This window comes from Marinobacter sp. R17, assembly GCF_003789045.1.
GTDB classification, from domain to species: domain Bacteria; phylum Pseudomonadota; class Gammaproteobacteria; order Pseudomonadales; family Oleiphilaceae; genus Marinobacter_A; species Marinobacter_A mangrovi.
Window position 1 is genome coordinate 46835 of the sequence record NZ_RHGZ01000009.1, and the last position, 23440, is coordinate 70274.

The following is a 23440-nucleotide window of genomic DNA, read 5'->3' on the forward strand; positions in this document are numbered from 1 at the left end:
GGTGGTCAAGGAACGGAGAGATAGAGTTGAGCCTGACAGTTTCCCTTCGCATTGACCAACCTGTCGTCGGCTGTCTCGGCAGTGGGCCGCGGCTGCTTGCCAAGGCCCGTTATTGCGCCGATCAGGGCGCCCGCGTGGTTTGGCTTGGTCATGACAGCCTGCCTGACGAGGCGCCCGCGTCCAGCGAATGCCGTCCTGGGCCGGCCAGCGATACCGTTCTGTCATCCGACGACTTTGGTCTGGTCCTGATCGATTCCGGGGACGCGGGCCGCGATGAGCGCTGGTTATCGCAAATCGCCACCGACGTGCCGGTCTGGATGCCGGGGAATCACCCGCGGGCCCGGGTTCAGTTCCCCGCGACCGTCCAGCGGGGTCCTCTGCGGGTCACCGTCGATACCGGTGGCCGCTGGCCGACGGTCGCCAACTGGTTGCGCCAGCGTCTGGATACGCTGCTGCCGGAAGGGCTGACCGATGTCCTGCAAGCCATGTTGGCCAAAGGCGATCTGAATCAGGTTCTCGACACGCCACACCAACGCCGCGGGTTCTGGTACCGTCTGCTGGACAGCCCGCTGGTCAGTCGGGCCCATCAGATGTCGGCGGAGGCCATCAACCGCGAGCTGGATGCCGAGCTCCGAAGTGCTGAAGGCCGTGGCCCGCAAGGTGAGGTCTTCCTGGTTGGTGCCGGTCCCGGCGACCCGGATCTGCTGACCCTCAAAGCCCTGCGAGTCATTGCCCAGGCCGACGTGGTGCTTTACGACCGGCTGGTGTCCCGGGAAATCCTGAGCCGGGTGCGTGCCGACGCGGAGATGATCCACGTTGGCAAGCAGCGATCCAAACACACGTTGCCCCAGGAAGAGATTAATCAGCGCCTGGTGGAATTGGCTCAGGAAGGTCGCACGGTCGTGCGGCTCAAGGGCGGGGATCCGTTTATCTTCGGTCGCGGCGGCGAAGAGATCGAAACGCTGGCCGAGGCGGGCGTGCCATTCCAGGTGGTGCCCGGAATCACGGCCGCGTCGGGCTGCTCGGCCTACGCGGGCATTCCGCTGACTCACCGGGATTACGCGCAATCCGTTCGCTTCGTGACCGGCCACCTGAAGAACGACACCTGTGAGTTACCCTGGCGGGATTTTGTCCAGAGCAACCAGACGCTGGTGTTCTACATGGGGCTGGTAGGTTTGCCGATCATTGCCCGAGAGCTGATGACCCACGGTATGGCGCCGTCGATGCCGGTAGCGCTGGTATCAAAAGGCACTACGCCGGAGCAGGTGGTCGTCACCGGAACGATCGATACGATCGCGGACCGGGTGGCCGCCAGCGAGGTGAAAGCACCCACGCTGATCATAATCGGTGAGGTCGTGAGTTTGCGGGACAAGCTCGATTGGATCGCCCGGAGCTAGTCAAGGCTCTTTTGATAATCTGTCGCTCACCAAAAAGGCGCCTGCGTTTCCGCAGGCGCCTTCTGTTAACCGCCTAATGCATCACTGCTGAATGCGTTTCGGCAGTACATCCTTCAGCTTTTCGCGCATGTCGCGCAGGGCTTTCTCGGTGGTTTCCCAGTCGATGCAGGCATCGGTGACCGAGACGCCGTATTTCAGGTCGTCCAGGTTGTCGGGAATGGACTGGTTGCCCCAGTTCAGGTGGCTTTCCACCATCAGGCCCTGGATCGAGCGGTTGCCTTCCAGGATCTGGTGCGCCACATCCTGCATGACCAGCGGCTGGATCGCCGGGTCCTTGTTGGAGTTGGCGTGGCTGCAATCCACCATCAGTGAGTTGCGCAGGCCGGATTTCTCCAGTTCCTTTTCACACAGCGCCACGTTGACGGAATCGTAGTTGGGTTTGCCACCGCCTCCACGCAGGACCACGTGACCGTAGCTGTTGCCCTTGGTGCGGATGATGGACACCTGACCCTTCTGGTCGATGCCCAGGAAGCTGTGCGGGTGAGAGACGGATTTCATGGCGTTGATCGCCACGTCCAGGCTGCCGTCGGTGCCGTTCTTGAAGCCGATGGGCATGGACAGGCCGCTGCTCATCTCACGGTGAGTCTGAGATTCCGTGGTACGAGCGCCGATCGCAGACCAGGAGATCGTATCCTGAAGGTATTGCGGTGAGATGGGGTCCAGCGCTTCGGTGGCGGCCGGCAGGCCCAGCTCGGCGATATCCAGCAGCAGGCGGCGACCGATGTGCAGGCCCTGCTCGATATCAAACGAGTCGTTCAGGTGCGGGTCGTTGATCAGACCTTTCCAGCCGATGGTGGTCCGCGGTTTCTCGAAATAGACGCGCATGACGACGTAAATAGTGTCGCTCACCTCATCAGCCAGAGTCTTCAGCTTTTCGGCGTATTCGCGCGCCGCTTTCACATCGTGGATGGAGCAGGGGCCAACGACGACAAACAGGCGATGATCTTTGCCGTCCAGGATGTTGTTGATGGTTTCGCGTCCGGCGGCGACGGTTTCCGCTGCCTTCTCTGACAGGGGCATCTCCTGCTTGAGCGCGTCCGGTGTGATCAGCGGCTCCTGGGCAGCGACGTTGATGTTTTCGATCTGCTTGTCAGACATGACGTTGTCTTCTCCAAAATCAGCAGCTTGCGACAGCTTCTTAAAGTCAGGTGTCGCGTCGTGAGGTGGGCGGTCGTCAGACGGTCCGGTTTCCCGGAACCCGCTTTCTCACTGGACTACCGGCGTTATTGTGATGAGTCGAGGGGCGAATATACTGCGATATTAAACAAGCCAATGCAATTGCCTACAGCGTGTTTGTGACAGGCCGCTCCAGGCGTATGGATTGTTGATCCAATGTGCTGTTTTTGGCCTACCCTTACAAGAATCGATACATCGTATTGGGTTATCGTCACGATAGTCCGGACATCCTGAGGCGTTTAGGGTGCTGGACTCATTGGGGCTTGCGTGCTGCAATAGGCCGCTGCATTAGCTGCTGTGTCGTCGGTCCTCCAAGACTGTTCCTCCAGCCGACGATAACCGAATGACAGGAAACCCCATTTTCATGGCTCAACCCCCAGGCCGTCAGGCCAGTGGTGCCCAACAGCCGCATCCGGAACTGGTTCAGGCGATACTGAAGGGCATTCGTGTCCCTGAGTTGCCGTATCCGGTGGCGCGACCGCAGGACGACGTCATTCCTGACTGGCTGCCTTTACTGGCCGACTGCTGGCGTGAACAGCAGGACAAACGCGTCATCGACGTTCTGTCCGCCGTGGGTGAAACCTGGTCGGTGCGTCAGGTGAATGCGGCCTATCTTGCCGATCGCATCATGGATGTCTTCCTCCAGACCTCGGGTCTGCACGCGACCCTGGTGCGTCGTTGCGCGCGTCTTCGGTTTATTCTCGCCTGGCAAATCAGTGAGCAGGGTGCCTCTGCTATCGGTGCCGACAGTCCGGTTCACGGGTGGCTGGATAGCCTGCATACCCTGCGCGGCTGGAGCGATTCGGGCGGCCGCGCCGCGCGCCAGGTTTCGGGCTGGCTGGATGCCCTGGTTGATGTGGGCAACCGCTGTCTCGAAGAGCGCAATCTGGCGCCCTTTCAGACCTTTGCCCGTGACTGGCATAAAGAGCAGGCCCAGAAAGAAGGCCGCATCGACAGACTGCGACAGCGCTTGCTGGAGACCGAGCGAGGTGCCGCGCGGCAGCGTGCCGCCGAGCAGATGGCTCGTGCAGTGGTCGGCCGGGCGCTGGGGCGACGTGAATTACCGCCCGCGGTGATTGTCTTCGTTGAGCGTTATTGGCTGCCGCTGTTGCGGCAAGTGATCTGGAGCGACGGCCTGGCCAGCGACAACGGTCGCCATGCGGCCAAGTTGCTGGAGTGGATGATCTGGGTGTCCGACCCCAAGCTCTCCGACAAGGAGCGGGACAAGCTCTACCACGTCGGTGAACAACTGAGCGACAAGATCAATGAAGTCTGGACTCGCGTGCAGCAGGAGAAGCTGCCGGCGGAGGCCCTGCAAGGTATCGAGGAAACCATGGTGGCCCGTCTGCGAGGCACGCCTGTGGATCTCGCACCGGTCGGCAACTTCACCTACGAGCCACGCTGGCTCAACCCCACGCCCATCGATTCGGCGGAAGTCCGGCCCTACGAAGGCGTGTGGTTTGTCGAAGGCGAGGATGAGGCACAGCAGCGCCAGTTCTTTTTCGCTTATCTTGAGGAAGCTCAGGAGATCCTCTGGACCAACGGTGAAGGCGTCAAACTGGGTTTGATGAGCTGGCATGACTTCCGCGACAGCATAGCCCGCGGGCGCCTGCAGAGTTTGCCGCCGATCAATCATTTCGGTGACGTGGTCTCGGACACGGTGGGCAAGCTGGAACAGGTGCTGCGAAAGCAGGTGGAAAAACGCCGTGAAGCCCGCGCCAAAGCCGAGGCTCAGGCGGCCAAGGTCCGTGAAGAGCGCGCGATGGCTGAACAGAAGCGCCAGGAAGAAGAAGCGCGTCGCGCCGCCGAGGAAGCTGAGACCAGGGCCCGTGAAGAGGCCGAGGAACGCGCCCGCGAAGAGGCCGAGCAGACCCGCCTGAAAAAAGAGCGGCTGGAGATGGCGCGCCGCCAGGTTGACGCACTCAAACTTGGTAACTGGATCGCCGTAGCGGCGGATGCGGCCGATCCGTCCCAGGAGGCCCGCAAGCTGAAGTTGGCGGTGCGACTGAACGCGACCGGCAAACTGGTGTTTGTCGATCGCCTGGGACTGAACCGCACCGAAATGGTCGCCGATGCACTGGTTGAGGCCATCGCCGGTGGTCAGGCGCGGGTCATGAGCAGTGAGGCGGAGTTTGAAGACACGCTGTCACGGGTTGTCGGCCGAATCAGGGTGGGGCGCTGATGAGTGGCATGGACTACGAATTCGGGAATCAGCCCGAAACCGAAAACGAACAACGGCGGGAGTTCCGGTTGACCGGCCGGGTCACTATCAGTCTTGAACTGGAGTCTGCGGAACCGGATGTCGGCGGCAAACCGCGCTTCCTGCGTTGCTACACCTCTGACCTGTCTGCCCGTGGCATTCGTATCGTTGCGTCGGAATCGTTCCCGGATGGGGCGATCCTGCCGGCCACCGTGGAGTTGGTGCAGGCCGGTCAGGAAACGTTGTATCCGTTGATGGTCGAGGTGGTCTGGTGCCGCCCCGGTGATGACGGCACCTGGCAGGTCGGTCTGCAGGTGCTGGAGTCCGATGACACGGCGGTCCTGGAATGGCTGGAGACCATGATCCGGGTCCTGGAAGACGACTAACCGCCTGCCGGCGTCTCGTCTTCCGAAGAGTGCCGGGCGCCCGCCAGTGTTTTGGGGAACGGGTCGAGCCCCTGTGACAGGAAACGCTCGGCGTCCTTGAGCGTATCTTCCGGCACCTCCTCCATGGGAATATGGCCGACGCCCGGATAAGTGACCAGTCGGGCGTTCGGCAGGTCGTCCAGCCAGCGCTGAGCGAGCTCCAGCGGCACCCAGTCATCGTCCTCGCCCCACATCAGCAGGGTGGGCGCCGTAATCCGGTAAAACGGCAGCGGCGCGTCGTTCTCGGCACGTTCCTCCACCATCTCCAGGGTTTTCATGTAGATCGGCCGGGCGCCCGGGCGCTGCGACATCTGCACGTAGCGTCGCACGTCTTTCTCCTTCATGCGACGCGGATCGCCGTAGGCCCAGCGCAGTGTCATCGTGATGATCACCGGTGGCTGGACATATTGCCCCAGGAACTGGATCGGGAATGAGGTGCCCAGGTCAAGCAGCCAGGGGGTATCTTGCGGGTAGCCGAAGGGATCCAGCAGGATCAGCCGGTCCACCCGGTTAGCGTATTGCGCTGCGTAACTGGCTGCGACAAAACCACCCAGGGAGTTCCCGGCCAGTGTAAAGGTATCGAGATCCAGCCGCTCCACGAACTTGGCAAACGTATTGACGATGTTGGCTTCGTCGAAGTCGTCCGGATTCTCCGGTGCGCCGGTCATTCCGAAGCCCGGCATATCCAGGGTGATCACGCGATGGGTGCGGCTCAGCTCGTCGACCCAGCCGTCCCAGGTTTGCAGGGCGGAAAAGATGCCGTGCAGCAGGATGATGGTGTCGCCCTGGCCCTGGTCGCGATAGTGAATGTGATAGCCGTTGACGTCCATAAAGCGGGACTGATCGTTCTCATACCGTTCTTCCAGGTACGGCATGGGAATGTCGGCAAATCCGGTGGCGTTGGCCAGCGACGGGCTCGCCTTCATGGCGGAGCCGATGCTGGAACAGCCGGACAGGCCGCAAGCCAACAACAGGATCAGGAACAGGAAACGGACGGTCAGGCGCATGTCATTTACTCCATTCAGCACGCCCCGAGGTTACTTAACTTTACAGGGGGGAACAGTGATGGAGTTCGACAAACAGGGAGAGGAGAGATGGTTGGCGCCCGCCAGAGTGGGGCGCCAACGAAGCCGGCAGAAGGTTACTCTTCGAGCGCGCCCATACCGGTGATGTTGAAGCCGGCATCCACGTAGAGGATTTCGCCGGTAATACCGCTGGCCATGTCCGAGCTGAGGAAGGCTGCGGTGTTGCCCACTTCCTCCGTGGTGACATTGCGCTTGAGCGGCGCCCGGTTGGCGTTTTCCTGCAGCATGCGACGGAAGCTCTTGATGCCGGAGGCAGCCAGTGTCTTGATCGGACCGGCGGAAATGCCGTTGACGCGGATACCGTCCGGGCCCAGGCCGGCGGCCATATAGCGCACGTTCGCTTCCAGAGACGCCTTGGCCAGGCCCATCACGTTGTAGTTGGGCAGCACGCGCTCGGCACCCAGGTAGGTCAGGGTCAGCAGCGCGCTGTTTTCCTTGAGCATGCCGCGAGCGGCCTTGGCCAGCGCCACGAAACTGTAGGAACTGATGTCGTGGGCGATCTTGAAACCCTCGCGGGTGGTCACGTCGACGTAGTTACCGTTCAGTTCGTGTGCCGGCGCAAATCCGACCGCATGAACGATGATGTCGATGCTGTCCCAGTGTTTGCCCAGGGATGCCATCACGGCCTCGATCTCGGCGTCGTCGGCGACGTCACAGGGGAAGGTCAGCTCGCTGCCCCATTCCTTGGCGAAACCCTCGACCCGTGAACGCAGCTTTTCGTTCTGGTAGGTGAAGGCGAGTTCGGCACCTTGCTGGTGGAAGGCTTCCGCAATGCCGTGAGCGATGGAATGCTTGCTCGCCACCCCAACAATGAGGGCGCGTTTTCCTTTAAGAATTCCCATGGAGGATCTCCTGATTCGTTGGTATAACGCATTGTCACCGATCGGCGTGCGTCGTTTAACTCGCTATTCGTCTAAGAGCCGCTGGCGCGGCTGTCCTGGGCCCATGGATGTCGCAAACGTGCCGGTTACCGAGTCCGCACTTCACCGGTCTCTGCATCCTGATAGAAGAAGGCGGCTTCCAGCAGGTTGCGGGTGTAGTCCTTTTGCGGCGCGCTCAGAACCTGGCTGGCGTCGCCGTACTCCACCGCGTTGCCGTCTTTCATCACCAGCACCTGATGGGCCAGAGCGCGCACAACGGCCAGATCGTGGCTGATAAAAAGATAGCTCAATCGATAGCGTTCCTGCAGGGAACGCAGCAGTTCGATCACCTGCTTCTGGACCGAGCGATCCAGGGCCGACGTGGGTTCATCCAGCAGAATCACCGACGGATGCAGCACCAGGGCGCGGGCAATGGCGATCCGCTGGCGTTGTCCGCCGGAAAACTCGTGGGGATAGCGATCCCGGGCTTCCGGGTCCAGGCCCACATCCTTCAGGGCCTGGATAATCATCGCCTCGTGCTCGTCCTGCCGATCGGGCAGGTGGACCATCAAACCCTCGCCGACGATCTCCGCAATCGACATTCGCGGGCTCAGGCTGCCATAGGGGTCCTGAAAAACCACTTGAATATCCTTGCGTAGTGGCTTGAATTCCTTCTGATTAAGATTCTCGATCGATTGCCCCCGGAAGCGAATCTGTCCAGAGCTTTGCACCAGCTTGATCAACGCCATACCCAGGGTAGTCTTTCCGCTGCCGCTTTCGCCGACGATGCCAAGGGTTTCGCCGGGCCGGACCGAAAGACTGATGTTTTGCACTGCATGGAGCCAGGATTTGGGGCGACCGAAAAAGCTCTTGGTGAGCGGGAAGCGGACGTTGACGTCATCCAGTTCGAGGATGGCATCGGCCGCTCCCGTCAGGTGCTCGGGCGGTGTCCCCGGCTCGGATTCGAGCAACATCCGGGTGTAGGCCTGTGTAGGTGACTGGAAGACGGTTTCCGTCGGGCCCGATTCAACGCGTCGCCCTTTTTCCATCACCACCACCTCATCGGCGTAGCGACGCACAATGGACAAATCGTGGGTAATCAACAGAACGGCCATGCCCAGCTTCGCCTGGAGCGATCGCAGCAGCTCCAGCACCTGGCGTTGCACGGTCACGTCCAGCGCGGTGGTTGGCTCATCGGCAATCAGCAGTTCCGGTTCGTTGGCCAGGGCCATGGCGATCATGACCCGCTGCTTCTGTCCGCCGGACAACTGGTGGGGATAATACGTCAGGCGGTGTTCCGGATCCGGGATGCCCACCAGTTCCAGCAGCTCCAGGGTGCGTTTACGGGCCTGGTTGGGGCGCATGCCCTGGTGGATAGCGAGCGTTTCGCCGATCTGCTTTTCCACCGTGTGCAGCGGGTTCAGCGATGTCATCGGTTCCTGGAAGATCATGCTGATGCGGCGACCACGGATCTGGCGCATGCGCTGCGGCTTGGCCTTCAACAGATCCTCGCTACCCTCGAGCCGGATTTCGCCGCTCGGGTAGCTGGCATGGCGCTCGTCCAGCAACCGCAGAACGGAAAGCGCTGAAATCGACTTGCCGGAGCCGCTTTCGCCGACCAGGGCCACGGTTTTGCCGGCGGGCACGGCGAACGACAGCCGGTCGACAATGGTTTTGCCATCAAAGGCGATGGACAGGTCGCGGATGTCCAGGAACGCGGCCATATCAGTTCTTCCTCGGATCAAACGCATCACGCACCGCTTCCCCGATGAACACCAGCAGGGTCAGCATGATCGACAGCGTGATGAAGGCAGACAGGCCCAGCCACGGAGCCTGCAGGTTGGCTTTGGCCTGGGCGATCAACTCGCCCAGTGACGGCGACCCGGGCGGCAGCCCGAACCCCAGGAAGTCGAGGGACGTGAGGCCGGTAATGGCGCCGGTCAGGATGAACGGGACGAACGTGATGGTGGCCACCATGGCGTTGGGCAGCATGTGGCGGAACATGATGGTGCGGTTGTCCAGCCCCAGCGCCCGGGCGGCACGCACGTACTCGAAGTTCCGGGCCCGCAGGAATTCAGCGCGGACCACATCAACCAGCCCCATCCAACTGAACAGCAGCATAATGCCCAGCAACCACCAGAAGTTCGGCTGCACGATGCTGGAGAGAATAATCAGCAGATAAAGCACCGGCAGGCCGGACCAGATTTCCACGAAACGCTGCCCGAGAAGATCCACTTTACCGCCATAAAAGCCCTGCAGGGCACCGGCGATGACCCCGACGATGCAGCTGAAGAAGGTCAGCGTGAGGGCGAACAGCACCGAGATACGAAACCCGTAGATCAGCCGGGCCAAGACGTCGCGACCCTGATCGTCGGTGCCCAGCCAGTTGACCTCGGAGGGTGGCGCGGGCGAGGGTACGGTGAGGTTGTAGTTGATGGTGTCGTAACTGAACGGGATCGGCGGCCAGATCATCCAGCCGTTGGCGTTGATCTCGTCGGCGATGTAGGGGTCCCGGTAATCCGCCTCGGTGGGCAGGAAGCCGCCGAAGTTTTCTTCGCTGATGGTCTGTACCACCGGGAAATAGATCGAATCCTTGTAGCTGACGACTAGCGGTTTGTCGTTGGCCACCAGCTCCGCGAACAGCGTGACGGTGAACAGCACCAGGAAGATCCAGAGCGACCAGTAGCCCCGGCGATTGTTGCGGAAATTGCGCAGTCGGCGCTGCTGGATCGGGGAAAGCTGAGTACGCTTCATATCAGCCCTCCCGACTCTCGAAATCAATGCGGGGATCGACCAGGACGTAGGTCAGGTCGCTGATCAGCTTCAGTACCAGGCCCATCAGCGTAAAAATGTAGAGCGTCCCGAAGATGACCGGATAATCCCGATTCAGTGCCGCTTCGAAGCCCAGCAGCCCCAGTCCATCGAGGGAGAAGATCACTTCGATCAGCAGCGACCCGGTAAAGAACAGCATCACCAGCAGGCCCGGCAGGCTGGCAATGACGATCAGCATGGCGTTGCGGAACACATGACCGTAGAGGATACGGCGATCTTCCAGACCCTTGGCGCGGGCGGTCACCACATACTGCTTGCCGATCTCGTCGAGGAAGGAGTTCTTGGTCAGCAGGGTCAGGGTGGCAAAACCGCCGATGACGTTCGCCGTCACCGGCAGCGCCAGGTGCCAGAAGTAGTCGCCGATCTTCTGGTACCAGGTCATCGTATCGAAGTCGGTGGAGGTCAGGCCGCGCAGCGGGAACCAGTCCAGATAGCTGCCGCCGGCAAACAGCACGATCAGCAGGATGGCGAACAGGAAGCCCGGGATCGCATAACCGACGATAATGGCCGAGCTGGTCCAGACATCGAAACGGGTGCCGTCCATGACCGCCTTGCGGATACCCAGGGGAATCGATATCAGGTAGATCACCAGCGTCGACCAGAGCCCGATCGAGATGGAGACCGGGAGCTTGTCGATGATCAGGCCGATGACGGAGCTGTCCCGAAAGAAGCTGTCACCGAAGTCGAAGGTGGCGTAGTCCTTCAGCATCTTGAAGAAGCGCTCCGCCGGCGGCTTGTCGAAGCCGTACTGCTTCTCCATTTCGGCAATCAACTCTGGCGGGATGCCCTTGGCGCCGCGGCTTTGCTGATCACCACTACCTTGCCCGCCACTGACTTCAGAGCCGCTGCCACCGCCGGCCCGGGTGAGGGCGCCGCTGTCCATGCCCTGCATCTGGGCGATGAATTGTTCAATGGGTCCGCCCGGAGCGGCCTGGACGATCACGAAGTTCAACAGCATGATGCCGACCAGTGTGGGAATGATCAGCAACAGACGCCTCAGGATGTAAACACCCATCAGTCAGCAGCTTCCTCTTGCAGGCGAGAAGGAATCAGGGTTTGACCCACCAGCGGCTCAGATCAATGCCGTTCTTCGGCGTATTGGACGGTCGCGCCAGTTTGTTTCGGTAGGCGACCCGGTCCACGGCCAGATACCACTGGGGAATCACATAGTGTCCCCACAGCAGGACCCGATCCAGCGCATGAGTGCGGTCCACCAGGGCTTGGCGGTCCGGTGCCTGGATCACTTTGGCCACCAGGTCATCGACCACCGGGCTGTTGACGCCCAGGATGTTGCGGGAGCCGGGCTCATCGGCGTTTGAGGAGTGCCAGTAGTCGCGTTGCTCGTTGCCCGGCGAATCGGACTGGGGGAAAGAGCTGACCACCATGTCGAAATCAAAACTGCGCAGGCGCCGGATGTACTGGCTGGTATCCACCTGACGCACATCGACATCAATACCCAGTTTGGCCAGGTTTTTCTTGAACGGCAGGATCACACGTTCAAAGGTCTTCTGAAAAATCATGATCTCGAATTTCAGCGGGCGGCCAGACGATTTTTCGACCATCTTGCCATCCCGAATCTCAAATCCGGCGTCGCGCAGCAGTGTGATGGCCGTGCGCAGGTTGTCCCGCAGGGTGGTACCGTTGGTCGTCGACGGCGGGTGGTATTCCTTGTTGAATACTTCCGGCGGCAACTGGTCGCGATAGGGTTCCAGCAGCTTCAGTTCCTCGCCCTTGGGCAGCCCTGAGGACGCCAGGTCGCTGTTCTCAAAGAAGCTTTGGGTGCGCGTGTACTGGCCGTAGAACAGGTTCTGGTTGGCCCAGTTGAAATCAAAGCCATACGCCAGGGCTTCGCGGACCTTGGGGTTGTCGAAGGGAAAGCGGCGGCTGTTCATGGCGAAAGCCTGCATGCCCACCGGGCGGCCGTGATGGATCGCTTCCTTGATGATCTTGCCGGACGAGAGGGCGTCGCCGGTGTAGCCGGTAGCCCAGTTCTTGGCGGATGACTCCAGACGGAAATCGTAGTTGCCGGCCTTGAAGGCTTCCAGGGCGACGGTGTCGTCGCTGTAGTAGTCGTAGCGGACTTCGTCGAAGTTGTTGCGACCGACGTTCACCGGAAGATCCTGGGCCCAGTAATCCGGGTTCCGCTTATAGGTGATCGAGCGGCCGGCGTCGAATTTCTCGATCGTGTAGGGCCCGCTGGAGACCGGGATGGTGAGGCCGGATTCTTCGAAATCGTGCTTTTCCCAGTAATGCTTGGGCAGGATGGGCATCTGACCGAGAATCAGGGGCAATTCCCGGTTCTGGGTGTCGCCGAAATCAAAGCGGACGGTGTATTTGTCGAGCACCTTCACATCTTTGACTTCCGCGTAGTAGCTGCGGAAGAACGGGTGTCCCTTGTCGATCAGCAGATGAAACGTGTAGGCCACGTCCTCGGCGGTGATGGGTTCGCCGTCGGAGAAGCGGGCCTCAGGACGGAGATGGAACGTGACGTAGGAGCGGTCTTCCGGTGTTTCCACGGATTTGGCGATCAGCCCATACATGGTGAAGGGCTCATCGGCGGATTCCGTGAGCAGGCTGTCGTAAGCGTAAGTCTGTAGCCCGGCCGCCGACACCCCCTTTAGCACAAACGGGTTCAGTGAGTCGTAACCGTTGGCCACGATGCTCAATCGCAGTGTGCCGCCTTTGGGCGCGTCCGGGTTAACGTAGTCGAAGTGCTTGAAGTCGGGACCGTATTTCGGGTCACCGTGCATGGCAAGCCCGTGCACGGCCTCTGCAGCGTGCAGGGCCATGCCGGTCAGCAGGAGAAACAGGGTAATGACGGTCTGAGAAAATCTGATCATGGATTCCGCTCTTTTTCGTTCGGACTGACCGTCACGTCAATGTGTTAGCGGTCAGGGACTTCGGCGAATATCGACGTAGAGTACCAGACTTTGTCCGGGCTGGAGATAATTGTTGAGGTTGAGGCTGTTCCAGCTTGCGATGTCCTTCACGTTTACGTTGAAGCGACTGGCAATCCGCGCCAGGGAATCGCCTTTACGCACGCGATAGCCGACTTTTCGCATCATCTCGGACGGACTGCGGCGTCCCGCCATGGCCAGTTGCTGCGTGTCGGGATCCTTGGACCAGATCACTAAACGCTTGCCCGGAATCAGCGGATCGCCCGGCGCCATGCCGTTCCAGCGGGCCAGTTGGCGGACGCTGACGTGATTGTCACGTGCGATATCCCAGAAAGTGTCCCCCCTTTGAACGGTATGCTCGATGCGAGTTCCTTTGGCGTTGCGGTTGATCGACGCCTGCTTGTCCTTCAGACGCTCGCTGGCGCTCAGGGCGTAGCTGGCGTTGCCTTTGGTCGAGGTGGGAATCAACAGGCGCTGATCCACGCGAATCAGGTTCGAGCGCAGGTGATTGACCTGTTTGATGACGTCTGGCGTGGTGCCGAAGTTGTGGGCGATCTTGATCAGGCTATCGCCGCCGCGCACCTTGTAGTTCTTCCAGGACACCCGTTGGGAGGGATCCAGGCTGGCCAGACCCTTGCGAAACTGATCCGCGTTATCGACCGGGACCAACAGACGATGCGGGCCCTCGGGTGACGTAGCCCAACGGTTATAGGCCGGGTTCAGCAGATAGATTTCCTCGATATCGACACCGGCCAGGTTCGCGGCCTGGGCCAGGTCGATTTGGGAGCCGGTATCCACCACCTCAAAATAAGGCTTGTCCGGAATCGGCGGCAGGGTAACGCCGTAGGCCTGCGGATCGTCGATGATCTTGGCGATGGCGATCAACTTGGGGACGTAGGCACGGGTTTCGCGGGGCAGGTCCAGAGCCCAGTAGTCGGTCGGCAAGCCGCGGGCCTTGTTGTGGCGAATGGCGCGCAGGACGGTGCCGGCGCCACTGTTGTAGGAGGCCAGCGCCAACATGTAGTCGCCATCGAAGCGATCGGCGAGGGCGTCCAGGTACTCCAGCGCGCCGTCTGTGGCGTCGATGACATCACGCCGCTGGTCGTGCCACCAGCTCTGGTTGAGGCCATAAACCCGGCCCGTGGACGGGATGAACTGCCAGAGTCCGGCGGCGCGACCGTGGGAATAGGCGAACGGATCGTAGGCGCTTTCCACGACCGGCAACAGGGCGTATTCGGCCGGCAGCCCACGATCTTCGGTTTGCTTGAGAATGTAGTACAGGTAGCGGCGAGCCCGTTTGGCGACGCGGTCGATATAGCGCGGGTGGCTGGCATACCAGTGCAGCTGTTGCTCAATGCGCTCGTTGTCCAGGGTCAGGTCCATGCCGAACTGCCCGCGCAGGTGACTCCATAGATCGTGGGTCACGTCTTCGCTGGCGACGTTGTTTTCGGTGGGCTGTTCCAGGCGTTCGCGGGCCTTGGCGGCTTTCGATTTGAGGGACGGTTCGATGGAATCGTCCAGCTCGGTGGTGTCGTCCTCGGAGGGATGGCCCTCGACCGAGGCCTGAAGTTCATCGTCACCGGCCGGTACCGAGACGTGTTCGGATTCCAACAGCTCGCTCTCGCTGAGGGAATCGTTGTCGCCCTGGCCGGTAAACGTTTGGCAGCCACTCAGAACAGTGGCGATCAGCAGGGCTGTGGTTATTCTTGCTACAGTCATAAATTGTCCGGAAATAGGGGCTGACGGACCAAAAAAACGTCCCCGAAAAACAGTGACGCGCCCGTCAAGCGGCGAAGCTTCGCTGGATTCTATGAGAACCCTTTTCTGAGGGTCAATACAGCGCTTATTACGTTAACGTCAGATCATGTAACGACTTTTATCAGAACGAGTCCTTCGCTTTTCGGACTTGTGCAAAGATCCGGTCCTCACCATGTAAGGCAGGATCGACCTCAATCCGGCGCTTTTCGACGGCGGCTGCAACAGCCGGATCGTCCCAGCGCATAAATGGATTCAGGGCGATTTCCTCCTCCAGCGTGGTGGGCAGTGTGGGCACCTGATTCTCGCGTTTCTGTTTGCAGGCGATCTCGAACGCTTCCAGCGCATCGTCTTCAGGCAGCAGGTCACGGCTGAAACGCAGATTGGCCAGGGTGTATTCGTGGGCGCAGTAGACCCGCGTATTGGCCGGCAGGGCCCGGAGTTTTGCCAGCGAGTGGCGCATTTGCGCCGGCTTGCCTTCGAACAGGCGGCCACAGCCGCAGGCAAACAGGGTATCGCCACAGAAGAGAGCCGGCGCTTCGTCGATGTCGGTCTGGGCGGTGTGATAGGCGATGTGATCCAGGGTGTGCCCGGGTACGGTCAGGACCTGAAATCTCAGCCCGTGCCAATTCACCGTATCGCCCTCCGAAAGGGCAACCTTGCTGCCCTTGAAGGGCGAATCGGCGGGGCCGTAGATGTCCGGATCGAAGGCCGCATCCAGCTCTTTGACACCGCCCACATGATCGGGGTGGTGATGGGTAATCAGGATGGCGTCCAGTTCCAGGTGGCGGGCTTTCAGGTACTGGAAGACAGGTTCAGCCTGGCCGGGGTCGACAACCGCGGCGGTGCGTGTGGCGTCATCGACGATGCACCAGATGTAATTGTCACTGAAGGCCGGAATGGGAACGATAGAGAACATGGCAATCTGCGGCTGCGGTCGGTGGATGTAGACTGCTATGATAAGGGATTGCGGCCAATGGCCCAAATCCACAAAGCGGTGGTGGAAATGGAGCATCGCGGCATCGGCACCCATTGACAGCTGGATACACCATGGCCAGAACGATCGAACGAGACTATGTGGCACAACGGGATGCTTTCGAGGCCTGGTTCCAGAGCCCTTTGGGCCGCGCGCTGCTGGCCGATCAGCGCGAGCACATTGCGCGCATGGCGGAGGATCTGACCGGCGCCCACCAGCTGCTGGTCAGCATCAGCCACCGCTTGCCGCTGGCGACGTCGACCGATTTCAGTCACCGAATGATGACAACCCCTTACTGGTCGTCCCATCTGCCCGACGCGACGGTGGTGTGCGATGCCGATGAACTGCCGTTTCCCAGTGACTCCATGGATCTGGTAATCCTGCATCACACCCACGATTTTTCCGATCAGCCTCACCAAGTGGTGCGCGAGGCCGCACGGGTATTGCGCAGCAGCGGCTGCCTGATCATCGTTGGCTTCAACCCCTATAGCTTGTGGGGGCTGCGAAAGCTGATTTCCCGTCGCCAACATCCGCCCTGGAGTGGCCGTTTCATTACCTCGAATCGAATGGAAGACTGGCTCAGCCTGCTGCAGTTCAAGGTGGAAGAGACCACCTCGCACTTTTTCCGGCCGCCTATTACACGGGTGCGGGCCCTGCAGCGTTTGACCCTGCTTGAAAAACTCGGTGAGCGGTTGCATCTTCCGGCTGGCGCCTATTACTGTATCCGCGCCGAGAAGCGGGTGCCTGCGCGCACGGTAAAACGGATTCGCTGGCGTCAGCCCAAACCGGTGGTTATTCCCCTGGCCGGCGCCATGGGATCCTCCAGTGTTTCCCGACGGCAGGAACGCGACAAGTAACGCCGATCCCTGAAGAAACCTCAATAAAGGTAATCCAGTAGTCATGACAAAACGCGTAGTGCTCTATACCGACGGAGCCTGTAAAGGAAACCCGGGCCCCGGAGGGTGGGGTGCCGTACTGAGTTACGGGGACCAGGAGCGGGAGCTCCATGGCGGCGAAAAGAACACCACCAACAACCGCATGGAACTGATGGCGGCAATCCAGGGCCTGAAAGCGTTGAAGCGTCACTGCGAAGTCGATCTCTATACTGATTCCCAATACGTGCGCAAGGGCATTACCGAGTGGATGAAAAACTGGAAAAAGAACGGCTGGAAGACCGCCGCCCGTAAGCCGGTCAAGAACGCGGACCTCTGGCGCGACCTGGATGAACTGACCGGGTCCCATGACATCAAGTGGCACTGGGTGAAGGGGCACGCCGGTATTCCCGGTAACGAGCGCGCCGACCAGTTGGCCAATCGCGGCGTTGAAGAACTCGCCTGAACCGCCTGATTCATCGACTTTTTATTGACGTTATAACCACGGGAGTCCTCCATGCGCCAGATCGTGCTGGATACGGAAACCACCGGTATTGATCCCGAACAGGGCCACCGGATTATCGAAATCGGCTGTGTCGAGATGATGGAGCGCCAACTGACCGGCCGCCACTACCACGTCTATATCAACCCCGAGCGGGAAGTTGAGGCCGAAGCCCTGGCCGTTCACGGGATATCCAACGAATTTCTGGCCGACAAGCCACTGTTCCGCGATGTGGCCACCGAGTTCTTTGAATTCATCAAGGGTGCCGAGCTGGTCATTCACAACGCCGCGTTCGACGTAGGCTTCATCAACCATGAATTCCGACAGCTCGGGACCGGCTGGAAAGTCGAAGACCACTGCGGCGTAGTGGATTCCCTAGCCATGGCCCGCGCCAAGCACCCGGGGCAGAAGAACAACCTGGATGCCTTGTGCAAACGTTACGGCATCGACAACAGCAACCGGGAACTCCACGGCGCCTTGCTGGATGCGGAGATCCTCGCCGATGTCTTCCTGCTGCTGAGTGGCGGTCAAACGGCCCTGTCCCTGGATGCAAACGGAGGCGACAGTGATCAATCCGTGGGTGGTATCCGGCGGCTGTCGGCTGAGCGTCGCAAGACCCGGGTCATCCGCGCGTCGAATGAAGAAAGCGAAGCGCATGATGCGTTGATCGAGGTGGTCGCCAAGGCGGGCGGTGAAGCCCTGTGGAACCGCATGACATCGGGTGCGGAAACCGCTGAGCCGGCAGGCGAATAACGCCACGGCAAAAACCAGCAAAATAAGTACACAAGGCCTTTCTTGAGGTACTTGAGTTTTGTGTTATAAGTAAATGCTAATTCGGCTATTTTTCGCGTGCGTTCGGGATAAAAGAAGCTCCAATAACGGGTGTACGAACGCAAACGGGTGAGGACGTAGCGAGTCAGGGACTTCCGGACGGCTTGCCTGCCTGCGTCTGATCTCGCCGCACATTGAATGCCAAAGGTGGTGCCGGTTCGCCGGTCAGAGTCGTCACCTGATCACTCGGCAGGGGAAGCGGTACTCTCCGCAATGCATATGGGAAGCGTCAATTTATGGTTCAATCGTCACTCGCGACGAAATCTCAGTCGTTTGATCTGGTCAAGAATGAAATAGAACAGACCATCAAACAGGCCGAGAGCAGCCTCGAACGCTTTCAGGAGAATCGTGAGAGTGGCGAGGATCTCCAGAACTGTGTCGATTTCCTGAACCAGCTGCGTGGTATCTTCGTGCTCGTCGAACTGCGTGGCGGCACGCTGCTGTGTCAGGAAGCCGTGGCCGTAGCCAACGACGTTCCCGTAGGCGCCAATGACGATAAGAACACCCTGTTGGCGGCACTCAGCAGCGCCCTGTTTATCCTGCGTCGCTACGTGGAGTACTACCAGCAACAGCGTGCCGATCATCCGGAACTGCTGCTGCCCATTACCAACGACCTGCGCGTTTCCCGCGGCGAGAAGCCGTTCCCCGAATCCTGTTTCTTTGAAGTGGATGCCCGTAAACGGCCGGATTTCTGTGCCAGCCTGACGTTGAATCCGTTGGGTGGCGACGAAGCCGATTTCGACATCCACGCCCGGCGCATGCGCCTGATGTACCAGATTGGTCTGCTGGGCGTGCTCCGGGAGCGTAACGAACGCGTCAATCGCAAGTTGATCGCGCGGGCGGCGAAAGGGTTCGCGCGCCTTTGTAACGGAGCGCCGATGGGGCAGCTCTGGTGCCTGTTGTCGGTGGTGGCCGATACCATGCAGGACCGGGAGATGGGCTTCGGCAAATCCCGCAAACGCCTGTTCATGCGGATCGAGAAATACACCCGCGAAATTGTCTACATCGGCAAAGTGGCCATCGCCAAGGACGCACCGGACTCCCTGTTCAAGGAGCTGGTCTACATCCTGTATCGCAGTGGCAGCGCCAACCCGGAAGTGGCCCAGGTGCTTCAGGCTTATGGCATCACGCCGACGGAGTTCCCGGAAAACATCCTGGAGTCCCATCGCAAGCGTCTCTACGGGCCGGGGACCGATGTTCTGAAATCCCTGTCCAACGCGCTGCAGGAAGAGCTCAACCAGCTCAAGGACAAAGTGGACATTATCGAGCGGGGCATTGAGCCGGACCTGAACGAACTGGCCTCGATTGCCGGGTCGTTGGAGCAGCTGGCGGCGACGCTGTCCGTTCTGGATCTGAACAAGCTGGCGGACCTGTCCCGCAAGGAAGCCGCCCAGCTGCGCCGCTGGCATGCGGAGAATCGGCTGCCTGAGGATGACGAGCTCTACAATCTGGCCAATGCGGTGCTGAGCATCGAGGATGCCACCTTGCAAATGGTCCAGCGGGGCATTACCACCGAGACCGATACCCTGGCGGTGGTGCCGGCCAGCCGGGAAGAGTCCACCTACCTGACCGAGGCCTACATCGTTGTGGCAGACGAGGCGAGGGCGGCATTGACCCTGGCCAAGCGGGCCATTACCGCGTTCATCGAGTCCGATTACGATAAGCTGCACCTGGCCAATCTGCCGGCCACGCTGCGCAGCATCTGGGGCGGCTTCATGATGCTGGAAGACGAAGAGGGTGCGGGCGTCCTGGCCCGGATTGCCGACTCGATCCAGTCCCGTCTACTGGACGCCCGTGAGCCGCCGCCGGCCACCGTCTTGGAAGCGCTGGCCGACGCACTGACGTCTCTGGAATACTATATCGAAAGCATTGGAACCCGCGACGAGCGCAACCCGGATCTGCTCAAACTGGCAGAATCCTCGTTGGCGGATGTCGGTTTATAGGAGCCTTTCAGCGCTCCGCAAGCAGTTGGCTGACAGCCGGGGATGACGCGTCAGGTCGTCGCGGCCCTCGACAACAAGAGAGCCCTGTATGCCCCAGGATTTTGCCCTGCTGACTCTGGCTGCCGTCGGCGGCCTGCTGGCCCTGTTCGGTCTGGCCTTCTTCATTCGTCCCCGCTGGTTCTTCAGCTGGCTCAAGGGGACTTTTGCCATCCTCCTGATCCTTGCCGGCGCCTATATTGGATTGCTGGCGCTGGATCTGCGCCATTATCAGTCCCTGGACAGCATGGAAACCATTGCCACCATCGGCGTGACGAAAAGTGGCCCCCAGACCTGGCGCGTTCGTCTTGAGCGTGATGAACAACCGCCCCTCGATGTGACGCTGCGTGGTGACCAATGGCAGGTGGATGCCCGGATCATCCGGCTTGCTGGCCCGCTGTCCTGGATTGGCGTCCCGCCGGCTTACCGGTTGGAGCGCCTCAGTGGCCGATACGTCAGCCTGGAGCAGGAGCGCAGCGGTGAGCGTACCGTGTTTTCGTTAGGGCAGGATTCCTGGTTCGATGCCTGGACGCTGGATCAGGAATTCGGGTTGCCGTTCGTGGAAGCGGTGTATGGTAATGCGACGTTCATGCCACTCAAGGACGGGGCAATCTTTGACGTTCGGCTCTCCAGTACCGGACTGGTTGCGCTGCCCGGAAATCAACAGGCGCGTGAAGCCATGGAGGAGTGGTTTCCGAAGGCGGGGTGATCAGCAGGCGGGACGATGACGAAGGGCGATCCGGACCGAAGCCGCAGCATCGGTCCGGAGAACAGGCACTTAGCCCATGCTGAACAGTTCGCCCAGCTTCGTCGCCAGCATCATGTCGCCTTCGGCGCGCAGCTGACCGGCCATGAATGCCTGCATGCCGTCTGTTTCGCCGGAAACGATGCCCTGCAGGGTTTCAGAGTTCATGATCAGGGTGACGGACGGATCTTCGTGATCGCCTTCGTTAAGCTGGCAGGTACCGTCGTTGATGACCAGGTGGTAGTTTTTGTCATCTTCGATGTTGAACTGGAAGACCAGATCCATGCCAGCGGCGGCATCGGCGTTAAAATTCTGTTCCAGTTTTTCAAAAACCTGAGCTACAGACATTGTTTTTCCCTTTTGAGTGAGCGTCTAAAAGCGTGGTGCCGGTGCTGCCCGGGCAGGATTCCGGCGAAACCAGTTCGACTTTAGGGACCGCGCCAAACCCTGTCAAGCTCGATCGAACGCTTGTTTGAAAAAGGAATCTAACGGGCCTCGTTCGGCGTACTCACCCTCGGTTACAATCATCGGGTTTGTTGGGTCCGACAGGTGTGATCGGGCTCACCATCGACAACCGCATCGTGTAAACGGAGAACAGATTTGGAATTTCTGACGGATTACGGGCTATTCCTCGCGAAGACGGTCACTTTTGTGGTGGCGGTGCTGGTGATTGTGACCGCGGTGGTTTCTGCCGCCCACCGCAAGCAGGACGGTGACGAATCGGACGGGGAGCTTCACGTCAAACGCCTCAACGAGGGGTTTAAGCGCCTCAAGGAAAACCTGCATCAGAAGCTGTTGGGGGATTCTGACCGCAAAGCTTGGCTAAAGGCCCGCAAGAAGCAGAAGAAGGCGGAGGCGAAAGCCGAGAAAAAAGCCGCCAAGAGTGGCGAGAGCAAGGAGGACATCACCAGACCACGTGTGTTCGTGCTCGATTTCAACGGTGACATCAAGGCGAGCGATAACGACCAGTTGCGCAAGTCCATCACCGCCGTCCTGAGTCTGGCAGAGCCGGAGCGGGATGAAGTGGTTATCCGCCTGGAAAGCCCGGGCGGCCTGGTTCATGCCTACGGCCTGGCGGCGGCGCAACTGGATCGTGTGCGCGCCAAAGGCATTCCGCTGACGGCCTGCGTCGACAAGGTGGCGGCCAGCGGTGGTTACATGATGGCCTGTGTGGCCGATCGCATTGTGGCATCGCCGTTTGCCATCCTGGGCTCGATCGGTGTTGTGGCCCAATTGCCGAACTTTCATCGTCTGCTGAAGAAAAATGACGTGGACTTTGAGATCCTGACCGCTGGCGAATACAAGCGCACGCTGACCATGTTTGGTGAGAATACCGACAAAGGGCGCAAGAAGTTCCTGGAAGATCTGGAAGATACGCACGTACTGTTCAAGGAATACGTCGGCGAACGTCGCCCGGCCGTGGATATTGAAGCGGTGGCCAATGGTGACATCTGGTTCGGTCAGCGTGCCCTCGATGTTCACCTGATCGACGAGCTGAAGACATCGGATGAGTACCTGATCGATGCCTGTGATCGGGCCGAAGTCGTTTCCGTCACATTCCGCCGCAAGCGTACGCTGCCGGAAAAACTCGGGCTTGCAGCCAGCGGCGCGATCGAACACAGTTTCTGGAAATTGGCCGGGATGCTGCGTCACCGTAACCTGCAGTGAGGTGGCGTTTCGTCATCCCCGAAACCAACAACAAGGGAAGGATTTCAGATGAGCACCTATAAAGCCTGGCGAGTTCATGAAAAAGATGGGCAGTATGTCGGGGGTGTCGAAACCCTCGATACGGCCGACCTCCCCGAAGGCGAGGTTCTGATCCGCGTCACTCATTCCTCGCTGAACTACAAGGATGCACTGTCGGCATCCGGTAATAAGGGCGTTACTCGTACCTTCCCGCATACGCCGGGCATCGATGCGGCGGGCGAGGTGGTGGAAAGTGCCACTGGTACGCCAGCGGTAGGACAGCAGGTCATCGTGACCGGCTACGATCTTGGCATGAACACCGCCGGCGGTTTTGGTGAATACATCCGGGTGCCCGCCAAATGGGTGGTTACCATGCCCCAGGGCTGGGACGCGCGCCGGGCCATGGTGTATGGCACCGCCGGACTGACCGCCGGGCTGAGTGTCGCCAAACTACTGAAAATGGGAGCCACGCCGGAGCAGGGCCCTGTGGCGGTCTCCGGGGCCAGCGGGGCGGTCGGCAGCGTAGCTGTCGAAATCCTGTCAGGTCTGGGTTTCAAGGTTACCGCGATCAGCGGCAAGGCTGGTCAGGCGGATGCCCTCAAAAAGCTGGGTGCTGAGGAACTGATGGGGCGCGACGCCCTGGATCCGGAGAAAAAGCCGTTGCTCAAACCGCGGTTTGCCAACGCAGTGGACACCGTCGGGGGCAGCCCGCTGGCCGAGTTCCTGAAGCAGGTGATTCCGGGTGGTTCCGTGTCTTGCTGCGGCCTGGTCGCCGGCCCTCAGCTGGAAACCACCGTGTTGCCATTTATCCTGCGCGGCATCAATCTGCTGGGCGTGGACTCAGTGGAGATCCCGCTGGCCGATAAACAGGCCATCTGGTCCAGGCTGTCTGGCGAATGGGCTTGCCCGGTGACCGAAGCCAGCGCCCGGGATATCGGGTTTGATGAGCTGGACGATGCGTTGCAGGCGTTTCTGAAGGGGCAATCCGCAGGCAGTCTGGTGTTGGTGCACGGTCGAGGCTAATGGACCGTTTGATGCGCAGGGGGGCGCCTATTGGCGCCTCAGAAGCTAAAGCGTCTGCTACACACTCGAGTTGGCTTTTTGAATGTAGCCGACGCTTCAGCTTCGGAGCAGCCCGCAGGGCTGCCAGCGGCACCCAGAG

Annotated in this window: 20 protein-coding genes; 10 read left to right on the forward strand and 10 right to left on the reverse strand. The window is 60.2% G+C overall.

What is annotated here, in order from left to right; genetic code table 11:
- Positions 1-26: 26 nt before the first annotated feature.
- The gene (cysG, locus tag EB809_RS08570; protein ID WP_123634406.1) at positions 27-1397 is read left to right on the forward strand and encodes a siroheme synthase CysG; all 1371 of its coding nucleotides are present in this window, start codon (positions 27-29) and stop codon (positions 1395-1397) included.
- 81 nt (positions 1398-1478) lie between these two features.
- Here cysG and EB809_RS08575 read toward each other — a convergent pair whose 3' ends face one another.
- Positions 1479-2555, reverse strand: coding sequence for a 3-deoxy-7-phosphoheptulonate synthase (locus EB809_RS08575; protein WP_123634407.1), 1077 nt, complete (start codon positions 2553-2555; stop codon positions 1479-1481).
- A 442-nt stretch (positions 2556-2997) separates the two neighbouring features.
- Between EB809_RS08575 and EB809_RS08580 the strand changes: the two genes are divergently transcribed.
- Together EB809_RS08580 and EB809_RS08585 are read left to right on the forward strand one after the other, a co-directional pair.
- On the forward strand, positions 2998-4815 hold the full coding sequence (locus tag EB809_RS08580; protein ID WP_123634408.1) for a DUF1631 family protein: 1818 nt from the start codon (positions 2998-3000) through the stop codon (positions 4813-4815).
- Positions 4815-5219, forward strand: coding sequence for a PilZ domain-containing protein (locus EB809_RS08585; protein WP_123634409.1), 405 nt, complete (start codon positions 4815-4817; stop codon positions 5217-5219). Before EB809_RS08580 ends, EB809_RS08585 begins: the two co-directional genes overlap by 1 nt.
- Here EB809_RS08585 and EB809_RS08590 read toward each other — a convergent pair.
- From EB809_RS08590 to gloB, 8 genes are all read right to left on the reverse strand, one after another.
- Entirely contained in the window at positions 5216-6265 is a 1050-nt protein-coding gene (locus EB809_RS08590; protein ID WP_123634410.1) for an alpha/beta fold hydrolase, read from the reverse strand. The two genes, EB809_RS08585 and EB809_RS08590, sit on opposite strands and share 4 nt — an antisense overlap.
- Before the next feature lie 134 nt (positions 6266-6399).
- Positions 6400-7185, reverse strand: a complete 786-nt coding sequence (locus EB809_RS08595) for an enoyl-ACP reductase (protein WP_123634411.1) — start codon at positions 7183-7185, stop codon at positions 6400-6402.
- Positions 7186-7310: 125 nt separating this feature from the next.
- Positions 7311-8927, reverse strand: coding sequence for an ABC transporter ATP-binding protein (locus EB809_RS08600; protein WP_123634412.1), 1617 nt, complete (start codon positions 8925-8927; stop codon positions 7311-7313).
- Between the two features lies 1 nt (position 8928).
- Positions 8929-9957 carry an ABC transporter permease gene (locus tag EB809_RS08605; protein ID WP_123634413.1) on the reverse strand — a complete coding sequence of 343 codons (1029 nt, stop codon included), beginning with the start codon at positions 9955-9957 and terminating at the stop codon, positions 8929-8931.
- Between the two features lies 1 nt (position 9958).
- A complete protein-coding gene (locus EB809_RS08610) occupies positions 9959-11050 on the reverse strand; it encodes a microcin C ABC transporter permease YejB (protein ID WP_123634414.1) in 1092 nt (363 codons plus the stop codon).
- Positions 11051-11084: 34 nt separating this feature from the next.
- Entirely contained in the window at positions 11085-12875 is a 1791-nt protein-coding gene (locus EB809_RS08615; protein ID WP_123634415.1) for an extracellular solute-binding protein, read from the reverse strand.
- A 51-nt stretch (positions 12876-12926) separates the two neighbouring features.
- Positions 12927-14651, reverse strand: a complete 1725-nt coding sequence (locus EB809_RS08620) for a LysM peptidoglycan-binding domain-containing protein (protein WP_123634416.1) — start codon at positions 14649-14651, stop codon at positions 12927-12929.
- 160 nt (positions 14652-14811) lie between these two features.
- Positions 14812-15606 carry a hydroxyacylglutathione hydrolase gene (gene gloB / locus EB809_RS08625; protein WP_123634417.1) on the reverse strand — a complete coding sequence of 265 codons (795 nt, stop codon included), beginning with the start codon at positions 15604-15606 and terminating at the stop codon, positions 14812-14814.
- A gap of 131 nt (positions 15607-15737) precedes the next feature.
- Between gloB and EB809_RS08630 the strand changes: the two genes are divergently transcribed.
- From EB809_RS08630 to EB809_RS08650, 5 genes are all read left to right on the forward strand, one after another.
- A complete protein-coding gene (locus EB809_RS08630) occupies positions 15738-16520 on the forward strand; it encodes a class I SAM-dependent methyltransferase (RefSeq protein ID WP_123634418.1) in 783 nt (260 codons plus the stop codon).
- A gap of 43 nt (positions 16521-16563) precedes the next feature.
- Positions 16564-17001: a ribonuclease HI gene (gene rnhA / locus EB809_RS08635; protein ID WP_123634419.1), complete on the forward strand. Its 438-nt coding sequence runs from the start codon at positions 16564-16566 to the stop codon at positions 16999-17001.
- Positions 17002-17052: 51 nt separating this feature from the next.
- Positions 17053-17790 carry a DNA polymerase III subunit epsilon gene (gene dnaQ, locus EB809_RS08640; protein ID WP_123634420.1) on the forward strand — a complete coding sequence of 246 codons (738 nt, stop codon included), beginning with the start codon at positions 17053-17055 and terminating at the stop codon, positions 17788-17790.
- A gap of 314 nt (positions 17791-18104) precedes the next feature.
- Positions 18105-19811 (forward strand): chemotaxis protein, encoded by a 1707-nt coding sequence (locus EB809_RS08645; protein ID WP_123634421.1) that lies wholly within the window; start codon positions 18105-18107, stop codon positions 19809-19811.
- Between the two features lie 88 nt (positions 19812-19899).
- Positions 19900-20556, forward strand: coding sequence for a multidrug transporter (locus EB809_RS08650; protein WP_123634422.1), 657 nt, complete (start codon positions 19900-19902; stop codon positions 20554-20556).
- A 69-nt stretch (positions 20557-20625) separates the two neighbouring features.
- Here the strand turns inward: EB809_RS08650 and EB809_RS08655 are convergent, their stop codons facing one another.
- Positions 20626-20940: an SCP2 sterol-binding domain-containing protein gene (locus EB809_RS08655; protein WP_123634423.1), complete on the reverse strand. Its 315-nt coding sequence runs from the start codon at positions 20938-20940 to the stop codon at positions 20626-20628.
- Between the two features lie 252 nt (positions 20941-21192).
- Between EB809_RS08655 and sohB the strand changes: the two genes are divergently transcribed.
- Together sohB and EB809_RS08665 are read left to right on the forward strand one after the other, a co-directional pair.
- Positions 21193-22260, forward strand: a complete 1068-nt coding sequence (sohB, locus tag EB809_RS08660; RefSeq protein WP_123634424.1) for a protease SohB — start codon at positions 21193-21195, stop codon at positions 22258-22260.
- 48 nt (positions 22261-22308) lie between these two features.
- Positions 22309-23301 carry a YhdH/YhfP family quinone oxidoreductase gene (locus EB809_RS08665; protein ID WP_123634425.1) on the forward strand — a complete coding sequence of 331 codons (993 nt, stop codon included), beginning with the start codon at positions 22309-22311 and terminating at the stop codon, positions 23299-23301.
- The last annotated feature ends 139 nt before the right edge of the window (positions 23302-23440 follow it).